Origin of the sequence: Bradyrhizobium sp. WYCCWR 12699, from assembly GCF_032144035.1 — a bacterium.
GTDB lineage: Bacteria > Pseudomonadota > Alphaproteobacteria > Rhizobiales > Xanthobacteraceae > Bradyrhizobium.
In genome coordinates this window covers 782,650-795,018 of sequence record NZ_JAVTJN010000036.1, presented here as the reverse complement: position 1 = coordinate 795,018, position 12,369 = coordinate 782,650, and the positions used below count along the sequence as shown (strand labels likewise).

The 12,369-nt window shown below is 63.2% G+C and carries 11 protein-coding genes; all 11 read left to right on the top strand.

From position 1 onward, the window contains the following. The first annotated feature begins 148 nt into the window (after positions 1-148). The 11 genes from RPS27_RS28715 to rplB all read left to right on the top strand — a co-directional run bounded on the left by RPS27_RS28715 (position 149) and on the right by rplB (position 12,364). Positions 149-2,209 (top strand): FAD-dependent oxidoreductase, encoded by a 2,061-nt coding sequence (locus RPS27_RS28715; RefSeq protein ID WP_285806760.1) that lies wholly within the window; start codon positions 149-151, stop codon positions 2,207-2,209. Between the two features lie 132 nt (positions 2,210-2,341). Further along, positions 2,342-4,363 carry an ABC transporter ATP-binding protein gene (locus RPS27_RS28710; RefSeq protein WP_313754741.1) on the top strand — a complete coding sequence of 674 codons (2,022 nt, stop codon included), beginning with the start codon at positions 2,342-2,344 and terminating at the stop codon, positions 4,361-4,363. A gap of 881 nt (positions 4,364-5,244) precedes the next feature. After that, positions 5,245-5,616, top strand: coding sequence for a 30S ribosomal protein S12 (rpsL, locus tag RPS27_RS28705; RefSeq protein WP_007603006.1), 372 nt, complete (start codon positions 5,245-5,247; stop codon positions 5,614-5,616). A 15-nt stretch (positions 5,617-5,631) separates the two neighbouring features. Next, on the top strand, positions 5,632-6,102 hold the full coding sequence (gene rpsG / locus RPS27_RS28700) for a 30S ribosomal protein S7 (RefSeq protein ID WP_008136420.1): 471 nt from the start codon (positions 5,632-5,634) through the stop codon (positions 6,100-6,102). Positions 6,103-6,132: 30 nt separating this feature from the next. Continuing rightward, positions 6,133-8,205 carry an elongation factor G gene (gene fusA / locus RPS27_RS28695; protein ID WP_018322261.1) on the top strand — a complete coding sequence of 691 codons (2,073 nt, stop codon included), beginning with the start codon at positions 6,133-6,135 and terminating at the stop codon, positions 8,203-8,205. A 40-nt stretch (positions 8,206-8,245) separates the two neighbouring features. Then, on the top strand, positions 8,246-9,436 hold the full coding sequence (gene tuf, locus RPS27_RS28690) for an elongation factor Tu (protein WP_194402793.1): 1,191 nt from the start codon (positions 8,246-8,248) through the stop codon (positions 9,434-9,436). A gap of 83 nt (positions 9,437-9,519) precedes the next feature. Then, positions 9,520-9,828, top strand: coding sequence for a 30S ribosomal protein S10 (rpsJ, locus tag RPS27_RS28685; protein WP_002712302.1), 309 nt, complete (start codon positions 9,520-9,522; stop codon positions 9,826-9,828). A gap of 52 nt (positions 9,829-9,880) precedes the next feature. After that, positions 9,881-10,597, top strand: coding sequence for a 50S ribosomal protein L3 (gene rplC, locus RPS27_RS28680; RefSeq protein ID WP_194402792.1), 717 nt, complete (start codon positions 9,881-9,883; stop codon positions 10,595-10,597). A 1-nt stretch (position 10,598) separates the two neighbouring features. Then, complete coding sequence (gene rplD / locus RPS27_RS28675) at positions 10,599-11,219, top strand: 50S ribosomal protein L4 (RefSeq protein WP_020508797.1); 621 nt, start codon at positions 10,599-10,601, stop codon at positions 11,217-11,219. Continuing rightward, complete coding sequence (locus RPS27_RS28670) at positions 11,216-11,518, top strand: 50S ribosomal protein L23 (RefSeq protein WP_194402791.1); 303 nt, start codon at positions 11,216-11,218, stop codon at positions 11,516-11,518. Before rplD ends, RPS27_RS28670 begins: the two co-directional genes overlap by 4 nt. 12 nt (positions 11,519-11,530) lie before the next feature. Then, positions 11,531-12,364 (top strand): 50S ribosomal protein L2, encoded by an 834-nt coding sequence (rplB, locus tag RPS27_RS28665; RefSeq protein WP_194402790.1) that lies wholly within the window; start codon positions 11,531-11,533, stop codon positions 12,362-12,364. Positions 12,365-12,369: the final 5 nt, after the last annotated feature.

The following is a 12,369-nucleotide window of genomic DNA, read 5'->3' as shown; positions in this document are numbered from 1 at the left end:
AGCCGGCCTTTTTGCTGCTTTCTTTGCTTGCTGCGATGCACGATCAACCTTTGTTCATCTTTCCTTCAGGCGCAAAAGCGCTTCTGCTAGGGGAGTTTAGCCCGGTGGATCCCGTGACGGGGGCAGGGCCGGAGACCACGGAACTCGCATGCTTGATCTGGCAATCGTAGGCGGCGGCCCCGGGGGGCTGATGAGCGCCTGGTATCTGAAGCGCAAGCTTGGCGATCTCTGCCGCGTCACCATCTACGAGGCCTCCGACCGGCTCGGCGGCAAGGTCGTCACGCGCAAGTTCGATTCCGCGCCCGCGATGTACGAGGCCGGCGTGGCCGAGATCTATGATTACTCGATGACGGGCCCGGACCCGCTGCGCGAGCTGATCCAGCATTTCGGGCTGCAGACCATTCCGATGGACGCCGAGCAGGTGCATCTCGGCGGCGAGCTGCTGAACGACGTGCCCGGCATGCGCCGCCGATACGGCGCCAAGACCGCGGCCGCGATCGAGGCCTTCCGCAAGCGTTGCAGCGAGGTGATGTCTCCGATCGAATATTACGAGGGCGTCGGCGCGCACGACAACGAGAATCCCTGGGCCTACAAGACCGCCGAGCAGGTGCTCGACGAGGAGGTCGAGGACGAAACGGCCAAGCGCTTCTTCAAGGTGATGGCGCGCTCCGACATCGCGACCGAGAGCCACAACACCAACGGCCTCAACGCGCTCAAGAACTATCTGATGGATGTCGACGGCTATATCGGCCTCTATTCCATCCAGAACGGCAATGAGCAGCTGATCGAGTGCCTGCAGTCGGAGGTCAACGCCGACATCCAGCTCAATCATCGCGTGCTCACCGTGGGCAAGGCGCCGACCGGCCGCTACCAGCTCAAGATGATGAACGGCAAGGGACCGGAGACCCGCGACTTCGATCTGGTGCTGGTCTGCCTGCCGCATTCCTGGCTCGCCACCATGGGGTGGGAAGGCGAGCAGCTGCGCAAGTCGATGGTCAAGCACGTCTCCTATTTCGACCGTCCTGCACATTACCTGCGCGTCTCGATCCTGTTCGACACCCCGTTCTGGGGCGAGAAGATTCCCGGCGCCTGGTTCATGTCGGAAGCGTTCGGCGGCTGCTGCGTCTACAACGAGGGTGCGCGCCACGACGTCGGCAAGCACGGCGTGCTGAACTGGCTGATTCCCGGCTCCGACGCGCTGGCTTTCGCCAATCTGTCGGACCAGGAGCTGATCGACGCCGCGCTGAAGTCGCTGCCGGCTGCGCTCGGCGATGCGCGTTCGCATTTCGTGGAAGGCAAGATCCATCGCTGGCTGTCGTCGGTGAACGCCATACCGGGCGGTCTGCCTGTGCGCGACGTCATGACCAATCACCGGCCGGAGCCGAAGGAGCATCCCGGCATCGTGGTGGTCGGCGACTATCTGTTCGACTCGACGCTGAACGGCCTGCTCGATTCCTCGGACGCGGCGACCGACATCATCCTGACCGAGATGATGCGCCTGCGCCGGGAACGCGCGCAGGAGGACAAGCCGCTCTCCGACAAGATCGATCGCGATTATTTCGAAAACTATCGCGGCCTCGGTCCCTATCACGAGGCATGGCGCCACTTTACCGACCCCGATTATCTCACCAGGCTGCTCGGCATCGTCTGGGGCAGGACCAAGGGCGCCAAGCTGCTCGTCGCGGGCTCCGCCAGCGGAGAGCTGGTCGGCGCGCTGCGCGAACGCGGCATCGATGCCTACGGCATCGAAAACAACCGTGCCATCCACGCCAAGACGCCGAAGGCGCTGAAGAAGTACAACAAGCTCGGCTCGATCACCGACATGCCGTTCAAGGACGGCGCGTTCGACTTCGTGTTCGAGACCAGCCTGTGCCACGTTTCGCCGAAGCAGGTGGTCCGCGCGATCCGCGAGCTCAACCGCGTGGTCAAGACCGGCCTCGTGTTCGGCTCGATCACCTCGGACATGGCGCCGGCTCTGATCGACCGCTACGACCTGCTGCGCGGGGTCAAGAAGCTCGGCACCTGGTGGGAGTGGTCCGAACTGTTCTTCGGCAACGGGTTCGACCTCTCGATGCACCGCAAGGATTGCACCGATGCGCTCTGGGAGGCGACGCTCGCCGCCAACAAGGGGCCGGGGCAGTGGTACGCCGACGCGGACAGCTTGCGCTATTCCTTCTTCGACAAGGTCGAGGACGAGGACGAAGACTAGCCGCGGACGCGCGTCGCATTCGCCAATTCTTTTGCCGAATTCATCCTGATCGCATAGAATCGGGGCAATAGCGGCTCTCCGCTATGTCCTGCTTCTCTGCGGTCATGCCGGCCGTCAGCATCGATTGGTTTCATGGCGTCCAAGCCCCTCCCGCCCGACAAACAGAAGCTCGCCGCGGAAGAGGCGGCCGAGCTCGACGACAAGCTCGCCGCCGCCAAGCCCGACCTCGAAGACGACGAGGACGACGAAGACGAGGCGGATGACGAACTGGAACTCGACGACGACGATGAGGACGAGGATCTCGTCGTCTTTACCGCCCGCGAGGCCGCCGGTGCGCTCGCAACCATCGTCGGGTTCGTCAAGCCCCATCTGACGAACTACAAGCGGATGCTGTCGTTCGTAGCGTTCGGCGTCTTCGTCGAGACGCTGTTCAACGTCATCATGCCGCTCAGCCTCAAGTTCCTGATCGACGACGCGCTCGGCGAGGAGGACTTCCAGGCGCTGTACAAGATCCTCGGCGTGCTCGCCGTCGCCGGCATCTTCACCTCGGTCGTCGCAGTCTGGTACGAGCGCTGGGACGCGCGGCTGGCGGCCTGCATCATCTCGGACGTCCGCAAGCGCCTGTTCGAACATGTCCAGGACCTCCCGGCGGCCTATTTCGGCCGCACCAAGCGCGGCGAGATCCTGTCGCGCTTCTCGGTCGACCTCTCGGCGTTCGAAGGCTCGGTGAAGACCTTCGCCAACAGCGCCGCGCTGCCGTTCCTGGAATTGATCGCGGGCATCATCCTGATGGTGTTCCTGAACTGGCAGCTCGCGGTGATTGCGCTGCTCGTGTTCCCGATCACGCTGATCGGCCCGCGCATCCTCACCCCCAAGGCGGTGCAGGCCAATTACGAGCAGAAGCTCAACGAGAGCGCGCTGCTCGGCATGGTGCAGGAGAACGTGGCGGCGCAGGCCGTGATCAAGGCGTTCAGCCTGCAGCGCAAGATGTTCGGCTTCTTCACCTTCCGCAACGACGCGACCCGCGACAAGATCGCCTCCGCCGCGTTCCTGTCGACCATGGTGGAGCGGACGGTGACCATCTCGGTGCTGTTGCTGCACCTCGTGGTGCTCGCGATCGGCGCGTATCTGGCGACCAAGGGCCAGATCACCATCGGCACCTTCGTGACGTTCGAGAGCGCGTTCTGGGAGGTCTCCTACAACATCGCCCATGTGATGCATTTCATCCCGGTGTCGATCTCCTCGGCCGCAGCGATCCGCCACATCCAGGAGCTGCTGGACGAGCCGACCCGCGGCGCCGACCGTCCCGGCGCGCCAGATCTGCCCCGCATCACCAACGACATCACCTTCGACCACGTCACCTTCCAGTACGAGGGCAGTCAGACGCCGGTGCTGGACAATCTCAGTCTCAGGCTCGACGCGGGCAAGCGCATCGCGATCGTCGGCCCGAGCGGCTCCGGCAAGAGCACGTTGCTCAACCTGATCCTGCGGCTCTACGTGCCTGACGAGGGGCGCGTCACCATCGACGGCGTCGACGTCCGCAAGGTGACGCTGGATTCGCTGCGCCGGAGCATGGCGGTGGTGTTCCAGGAGAACATGCTGTTCAACATGTCGATCCGCGAGAACATCCGGCTCGGCAAGGAGGGCGCGAGCGACGAGGAGGTGGAGGAGGCCGCCAAGAAGGCCGAGATCCACCGCTACATCATGAGCCTGCCGCAGCGCTACGACACGCCGGTCGGCGAACGCGGCGACACCCTGTCGGGCGGCCAGCGCCAGCGCATCGCGATCGCGCGCGCGATCATCCGCAATCCCTCGGTGCTGCTGCTGGACGAAGCCACCTCGGCACTGGACCAGACCACGGAAGCTGCGATCAACCGCACACTGCTCAAGGTCGCCAAGGGCCGCACCATGATCTGGTCGACCCACCGGCTGACATCGGTGGTCGAGATGGATGAGATCATCGTGATTTCCGGGGGCAGGGCGATCGAACGCGGCTCGCATGCCCAGCTGCTCGCCAACAACGGGACCTATCGCAAGCTGTGGAACGACCAGATCCACCAGCCGCATGGCGCCGTCCCCGCCGACGACGGCAGAGACGATGACGATGAAGACGACCTCGAGGAAGGCGAGGATGAGGACGAGGAGGAGGAGTGACCGGAGCTGGACCGATTCTGTGAGTCGGCCATCAATGTTCGCTCGATTCTCAGGCGACGATCAGTTCTTCGCTTCGAAAATTCGGCCGGTTCGCTCTCGTGTGAATCGGTCGGGCCGGACATCACGGACATTGTTGCGCGGGCGATCTTGCTCCGATCTCAGTGACGTCCTGGGCCGATGGTTGCCCAAGCCAGGAGAGATTAACGCCCCTTAACGCCTGGGAGGCCCGAAAAACCCGTTCCGGTCGTTATAAAATTACTTTAATTCCGGGTATAAATGTTCGGCGGGCTGGCGAAATGCCAACCGTGCACCCATATCCGGGTGAGGCGGCGAGGGCGGCAAACAGCGATTTTGACAGGCTCCTGAGCGCGTTGTGACTGTCGTTTCGCCTTGACTTGACCGATTCCCACTTATAGAAAGCGCCTCACTTAACGACAGGCGGTGAGCATCGCCAGCGTCGGAACGGGCCACCCGTCAGACCCCCAAAGACTAGAGCCGCAAGGACTAGATCCACAAGGGTCGCGAGACGGGCACCAACCTCGACGAATGCCGCTCAAACGCTGTCGATCATAGCTAGGCAATGCCAGTGCGATTCTAGTTCTCTTGAGCTTATTCTCTTGAGATCGAATTCGGATGCATGACCTCAGTGCGCGGGCCGCGGCTTTATGCTGATCGGCCTCAATACTGCGGTCCTCTGTGGCGTCGAAGCGCTTTCCGCCCGTTGATGGGGCGGTTGGCGCAATTTCGCTTTGTGCGGATTGTTCCGCAGAAGGCGACCTCGTCGGGCGGGTAGCTCGAAAGAATTTGCAGTCCCGGCAACGGGCTGCGGCAAGACAGCGGATCCGAAAAGGGTTCGCGACAGAACAAAGGGTAAGGCCAGGATGCCGACGATCAACCAGCTGATCGCTCAACCGCGTGAAGTGCAGAAGTCGCGCAAGAAGGTGCCGGCGCTGCAGCAGTCGCCGCAGAAGCGTGGTGTTTGCACCCGCGTCTACACCACGACTCCGAAGAAGCCGAACTCGGCGCTTCGTAAGGTCGCCAAGGTGCGCCTGACCAACGGCTTCGAGGTGATCGGCTACATCCCCGGCGAGGGCCATAACCTCCAGGAGCACTCGGTGGTCATGATCCGCGGCGGCCGCGTCAAGGACTTGCCCGGCGTGCGCTACCACATCCTCCGCGGCGTTCTGGATACCCAGGGCGTCAAGAACCGTAAGCAGCGTCGTTCGAAGTACGGCGCGAAGCGTCCGAAGTAAGCGGGAACCAGGTCCATGTCTCGTCGCCACTCAGCGGAAAAGCGCGAAGTCCTTCCCGATCCGAAGTTCGGGAACATCATCGTCACGAAGTTCATGAACTCGGTGATGTACGCCGGCAAGAAGTCGGTCGCCGAAGGCATTGTCTATGGTGCGTTCGGTATCATCGAAAGCAAGACCAAGCAGAACCCGCTCGGCGTGTTCGAGCAGGCGCTCGAGAACGTCATGCCGACGATCGAGGTTCGCTCCCGCCGCGTCGGCGGCGCGACCTACCAGGTCCCGGTCGAGGTTCGTTCGACCCGCCGGCAGGCGCTGGGCATCCGCTGGCTGATCTCGGCTGCGCGCGAGCGCAACGAGAAGACCATGACCGAGCGGCTCTCGGCCGAACTGCTGGACGCCTCGAACAACCGCGGCAACGCCGTCAAGAAGCGTGAAGACGTGCACCGGATGGCGGAAGCCAACCGTGCCTTCTCGCACTATCGCTGGTAACGGCGACACACGGAATCTGAGGAACACCCTATGCCCCGCGTTCATGCCATAGAGAATTACCGCAACTTCGGTATCATGGCGCATATCGATGCCGGCAAGACGACGACGACCGAGCGCATCCTCTATTACACCGGCAAGAGCCACAAGATCGGCGAAGTGCACGAAGGTGCCGCGACGATGGACTGGATGGAGCAGGAGCAGGAGCGTGGCATCACGATCACCTCGGCTGCGACCACCGCGTTCTGGGCCGGCAAGCGCCTGAACATCATCGACACCCCCGGCCACGTCGACTTCACCATCGAAGTCGAGCGTTCGCTGCGCGTGCTCGACGGCGCCGTCTGCGTGCTCGACTCCAACCAGGGCGTCGAGCCCCAGACCGAGACCGTCTGGCGCCAGGGCGACAAATACAAGGTTCCGCGCATCGTCTTCGCCAACAAGATGGACAAGACCGGCGCCGACTTCTTCAAGTGCCTGGCCGACATCGTCGACCGCCTCGGTGCCAAGCCGATCGCGATCCAGCTTCCGATCGGTGCCGAGAACAACTTCAAGGGTCTCGTCGACCTCGTGAAGATGCAGGGCATCATCTGGAACGATGAATCGCTCGGCGCGAAGTTCGACTATGTCGATATCCCGGAAGATCTCGTCGAGCAGGCCAAGGAATACCGCGAGAAGATGGTGGAAGCCGCCGTCGAGCTCGACGACGACGCCATGGCCGCCTATCTCGACGGCAAGGAGCCGGACGAAGAGACGCTGAAGCGGCTGATCCGCAAGGCGGTTCTGACCGGCGCGTTCTATCCCGTGCTGTGCGGCTCGGCCTTCAAGAACAAGGGCGTTCAGCCGCTGCTCGACGCCGTCGTCGACTATCTGCCGTCGCCGATCGACGTGCCCGCGATCAAGGGCACCGACGACCGCGGCAACGAGGTCGTGCGCAAGGCGGACGACAAGGAGCCGCTCGCGCTGCTCGCGTTCAAGATCATGGACGACCCGTTCGTCGGCACCATCACCTTCTGCCGCATCTACTCCGGCGTTCTGCAGAGCGGCACCGGCGTCGTGAACTCGACCCGCGAGAAGAAGGAGCGCATCGGGCGCATGCTGCTGATGCATGCGAACAACCGCGAAGACATCAAGGAAGCCTATGCCGGCGACATCGTCGCCCTGGCAGGCCTGAAGGAAGCGCGCACCGGTGACACGCTGTGCGATCCCGATAAGCAGGTCATCCTGGAGAAGATGGAATTCCCCGAGCCGGTCATCGAGATCGCGATCGAGCCGAAGTCCAAGGCCGACCAGGAAAAGCTGGGCGTGGCGCTGGCCAAGCTCGCCGCGGAGGATCCGTCCTTCCGCGTGTCGACCGACCAGGAGTCCGGCCAGACCATCCTCAAGGGCATGGGCGAACTCCATCTCGACATCAAGGTCGACATCCTCAAGCGTACCTACAAGGTCGACGCCAACATCGGCGCGCCGCAGGTTGCGTTCCGCGAGCGCGTCACCAAGAAGGCCGAGGTCAAGTACACCCACAAGAAGCAGACCGGCGGTACCGGTCAGTTCGCGGAAGTGTCGATCGTGGTCGAGCCGAACGAGCCCGGCAAGGGCTACGAGTTCGAGTCCAAGATCGTCGGCGGTGCGGTTCCGAAGGAATACATCCCCGGCGTGGAAAAGGGCCTCAACAGCGTGATGAGCTCTGGTGTCGTGGCGGGCTTCCCCGTCGTCGACGTCAAGGTTCAGCTCGTCGACGGCAAGTATCACGACGTCGACTCGTCGGCGCTCGCCTTCGAAATCGCATCGCGCGCGGCTTTCCGCGAAGCGCTGCAGAAGGGCAAGTCCGTCCTGCTCGAGCCGATCATGAAGGTCGAAGTGGTGACCCCGGAAGACTACACCGGCTCGGTCATCGGCGACCTGAATTCCCGGCGCGGTCAGATCCAGGGTCAGGACATGCGCGGCAACGCCAACGTCATCAACGCGATGGTGCCGCTCATGAACATGTTCGGTTACGTGAATAACCTGCGCTCGATGAGCCAGGGTCGCGCGACCTTCACCATGCAGTTCGACCACTACGCAGAAGCGCCGGCCAACGTGTCGGCAGAAGTCCAGAAGAAGTTTGCCTGATTGTCGTCGGTCTAGAGCTGACGATTGAACGGAGAGTCAAATGGCCAAAGCAAAGTTTGAACGTAACAAGCCGCACTGCAACATCGGCACCATCGGTCACGTCGACCATGGCAAGACGTCGCTGACCGCGGCGATCACCAAGATCCTCGCCGAAGCCGGCGGTGCGACGTTCACCGCGTACGACCAGATCGACAAGGCGCCGGAAGAGAAGGCGCGCGGCATCACCATCTCGACCGCGCACGTCGAGTACGAGACGCCGAACCGCCACTACGCCCACGTCGACTGCCCCGGCCACGCCGACTACGTGAAGAACATGATCACCGGCGCCGCCCAGATGGACGGTGCGATCCTGGTCGTGTCGGCCGCTGACGGCCCGATGCCGCAGACCCGCGAGCACATCCTGCTCGCCCGCCAGGTCGGCGTGCCCGCGCTCGTCGTGTTCCTCAACAAGTGCGACATGGTCGACGATCCGGAGCTGCTCGAGCTCGTCGAGCTCGAAGTCCGCGAGCTGCTCTCGAAGTACGACTTCCCGGGCGACAAGATTCCGATCATCAAGGGTTCGGCGCTCGCCGCTCTCGAAGATTCCGACAAGAAGCTCGGCCACGACGCCATTCTCGAGCTGATGAAGAACGTCGACGAGTACATCCCGCAGCCGGAGCGTCCGATCGACCAGCCGTTCCTGATGCCGGTCGAAGACGTGTTCTCGATCTCGGGCCGCGGCACCGTCGTGACCGGCCGTGTCGAGCGCGGCATCGTCAAGGTCGGCGAGGAAATCGAGATCGTCGGTCTGCGCGCCACGCAGAAGACCACGGTCACCGGCGTCGAAATGTTCCGCAAGCTGCTCGATCAGGGCCAGGCCGGCGACAACATCGGTGCGCTCCTCCGCGGCACCAAGCGTGAAGACGTCGAGCGCGGCCAGGTGCTGTGCAAGCCGGGTTCGGTCAAGCCGCACACCAAGTTCAAGGCTGAGGCTTACATCCTCACCAAGGAAGAGGGCGGTCGCCACACCCCGTTCTTCACCAACTACCGTCCGCAGTTCTACTTCCGCACCACCGACGTGACCGGTGTCGTGCATCTGCCGGAAGGCACCGAGATGGTGATGCCGGGCGACAACATCGCGATGGAAGTGCACCTGATCGTGCCGATCGCGATGGAAGAGAAGCTCCGCTTCGCGATCCGCGAAGGCGGCCGCACCGTCGGCGCCGGCGTCGTCGCCTCGATCATCGAGTAACAAGCGAATAGGGAATGGTGAGTGGCGAATAGGGAATTCTATTCGCTACTCGCTACTCGCCACTCACTAGAGAAAGCACGGCAATGAACGGCCAAAATATTCGTATCCGTCTCAAGGCGTTCGACCATCGTATCCTCGATACGTCGACCCGCGAGATCGTGAACACGGCGAAGCGCACCGGCGCGCAGGTCCGCGGACCCATTCCGCTGCCCACCCGCATCGAGAAGTTCACCGTCAACCGTTCGCCCCACGTCGACAAGAAGAGCCGCGAGCAGTTCGAGATGCGCACTCACAAGCGCCTGCTCGACATCGTCGATCCGACCCCGCAGACCGTCGATGCTTTGATGAAGCTCGACCTGGCCGCCGGTGTCGACGTCGAGATCAAGCTCTAAGATTTTTGGATCCCGTTCGCGCAAGCGGACAGAAAGAACAGGAAGCAAGCCGATGCGCTCCGGAGTGATCGCACAAAAGGTCGGGATGACGCGGGTCTTCACGGAGGCCGGCGAACATATCCCCGTGACCGTGCTGAAGCTCGGCAATTGCCAGGTCGTAGGCCACCGCACCGAAGAGAAGAACGGTTACGTCGCGCTCCAGCTCGGTTCTGGCGCCCGCAAGACCGTTTACATGCCGAAGGCTGAGCGCGGCCAGTTCGCGGTCGCCAAGGTCGAGCCGAAGCGCCGCGTCGAGGAATTCCGCGTCACCGCGGATGCGATGATCCCGGTCGGCGCCGAGATCCAGGCCGATCATTTCGTCGTCGGCCAGTTCGTCGACGTCACCGGCACCTCGGTCGGTAAGGGCTTCGCTGGCGGCATGAAGCGCTGGAACTTCGGCGGTCTGCGCGCCACCCACGGCGTTTCGGTCTCGCACCGTTCGATCGGTTCGACCGGTGGCCGTCAGGACCCCGGCAAGACCTGGAAGAACAAGAAGATGCCCGGCCACATGGGTGTCGACCGCATCACCACGCTCAACCTTCGCGTCGTTCAGCTCGATGTCGAGCGCGGCCTGATCCTCGTCGAAGGCGCCGTTCCCGGCTCCAAGGGCGGCTGGATTCGCGTGCGCGACGCCGTCAAGAAGCCGCTGCCGAAGGAAGCTCCGAAGCCCGGCAAGTTCAAGGTTACGGGTGGCGAAGCCGAGGCTGCGGCCCAGCAGGAGGGTGCGTGAGATGGAATTGAAGGTCACCACCCTCGAAGGTAAGGAAGCCGGCTCGGTCCAGCTGTCCGACACCATTTTCGGCCTCGAGCCGCGCCAGGACATCATTGCACGTTGCGTGCAGTGGCAGCTCAACAAGCGCCAGGCCGGTACGCACAAGGCCAAGGGCCGCGCCGAGATCTGGCGCACCGGCAAGAAGATGTACAAGCAGAAGGGCACCGGCGGTGCTCGTCACGGCTCGGCCCGCGTGCCGCAGTTCCGCGGCGGCGGTCGTGCCTTCGGTCCGGTGGTGCGTTCGCACGCCACCGACCTGCCGAAGAAGGTCCGCGCGCTGGCGCTCAAGCATGCGCTCTCGGCCAAGGCCAAGGACGGCGATCTCGTCGTGATCGAGAAGGCCGCGCTGGAAGCCGCCAAGACCAAGGCGCTGCTCGGCCACTTCTCGGGCCTGGGGCTCACCAACGCGCTGATCATCGACGGTGCCGAGCTCAACAACGGCTTTGCCGCTGCGGCCCGCAACATCCCGAACATGGACGTGCTGCCGATCCAGGGCATCAACGTCTACGACATCCTGCGCCGTCAGAAGCTCGTTCTGACCAAGGCCGCCATCGATGCGCTGGAGGCGCGCTTCAAATGACGAAGAACATCGAGGCTCGCCACTACGACGTGATCGTGTCGCCGGTCGTGACCGAAAAGGCGACGATCGCTTCCGAGCACAACAAGGTGCTGTTCAAGGTGGCCGCCAAGGCCACCAAGCCGCAGATCAAGGAAGCGATCGAGAAGCTGTTCGACGTCAAGGTCAAGAGCGTCAACACGCTGGTCCGCAAGGGCAAGACCAAGATCTTCCGCGGCAATCTCGGCTCGCAGTCGAACACCAAGCGCGCGATCGTGACCCTCGAAGAGGGCCACCGGATCGACGTCACCACCGGTCTGTAAGGTCGTACGACGATGGCACTGAAGACATTCAATCCCACGACGCCGGGCCAGCGCCAGCTGGTCATGGTCGATCGTTCGGCCCTGTACAAGGGCAAGCCGGTGAAGGCGCTCACCGAGGGCAAGCACTCCTCGGGCGGCCGCAACAACACCGGTCGCATCACCGTGCGCTTCCGCGGCGGCGGTCACAAGCGGACGCTGCGTACCGTCGATTTCAAGCGTGAGAAGATCGACGTTCCCGCGACCGTCGAGCGGCTGGAATACGATCCGAACCGCACCGGCTTCATCGCGCTGATCAAGTATCAGGACGGCGAGCAGGCCTACATCTTGGCGCCGCAGCGCCTGGCCGTGGGTGACACCATCGTCGCCGGCAATTACGTCGACGTGAAGCCGGGCAACGTCATGCCGCTTGGCAACATGCCGGTCGGCACGATCATCCACAATATCGAGGTCAAGATCGGGAAGGGCGGCCAGCTCGCCCGTTCCGCGGGCACCTATGCCCAGCTCGTCGGCCGCGACCAGGACTACGTGATCATCCGCCTGAATTCGGGCGAGCAGCGCCTGGTGCACGGCCGTTGCCGCGGCACCATCGGCGCGGTGTCGAACCCGGATCACATGAACACCTCGATCGGCAAGGCCGGCCGCAAGCGCTGGATGGGCCGCAAGCCGCACAACCGCGGCGTCGCGATGAACCCGATCGACCATCCGCACGGCGGTGGTGAAGGTCGTACCTCGGGCGGTCGCCACCCGGTCACTCCGTGGGGCAAGCCGACCAAGGGCAAGAAGACCCGCACCAACAAGTCGACCAACAAATTCATTCTCCTAAGCCGCCACAAGCGGAAGAAGTAAGGAAC

Excerpts from the sequence above, each read along its gene's own strand:
- rplD (WP_020508797.1), top strand. The coding sequence starts at position 10,599 with ATGGAATTGAAGGTCACCACCCTCGAAGGTAAGGAAGCCGGCTCGGTC.
- rplC (WP_194402792.1), top strand. The coding sequence starts at position 9,881 with ATGCGCTCCGGAGTGATCGCACAAAAGGTCGGGATGACGCGGGTCTTC.
- RPS27_RS28710 (WP_313754741.1), top strand. The coding sequence starts at position 2,342 with ATGGCGTCCAAGCCCCTCCCGCCCGACAAACAGAAGCTCGCCGCGGAA.
- rpsL (WP_007603006.1), top strand. The coding sequence starts at position 5,245 with ATGCCGACGATCAACCAGCTGATCGCTCAACCGCGTGAAGTGCAGAAG.
- rpsG (WP_008136420.1), top strand. The coding sequence starts at position 5,632 with ATGTCTCGTCGCCACTCAGCGGAAAAGCGCGAAGTCCTTCCCGATCCG.
- RPS27_RS28670 (WP_194402791.1), top strand. The coding sequence starts at position 11,216 with ATGACGAAGAACATCGAGGCTCGCCACTACGACGTGATCGTGTCGCCG.
- RPS27_RS28715 (WP_285806760.1), top strand. The coding sequence starts at position 149 with ATGCTTGATCTGGCAATCGTAGGCGGCGGCCCCGGGGGGCTGATGAGC.
- tuf (WP_194402793.1), top strand. The coding sequence starts at position 8,246 with ATGGCCAAAGCAAAGTTTGAACGTAACAAGCCGCACTGCAACATCGGC.
- rplB (WP_194402790.1), top strand. The coding sequence starts at position 11,531 with ATGGCACTGAAGACATTCAATCCCACGACGCCGGGCCAGCGCCAGCTG.
- fusA (WP_018322261.1), top strand. The coding sequence starts at position 6,133 with ATGCCCCGCGTTCATGCCATAGAGAATTACCGCAACTTCGGTATCATG.
- rpsJ (WP_002712302.1), top strand. The coding sequence starts at position 9,520 with ATGAACGGCCAAAATATTCGTATCCGTCTCAAGGCGTTCGACCATCGT.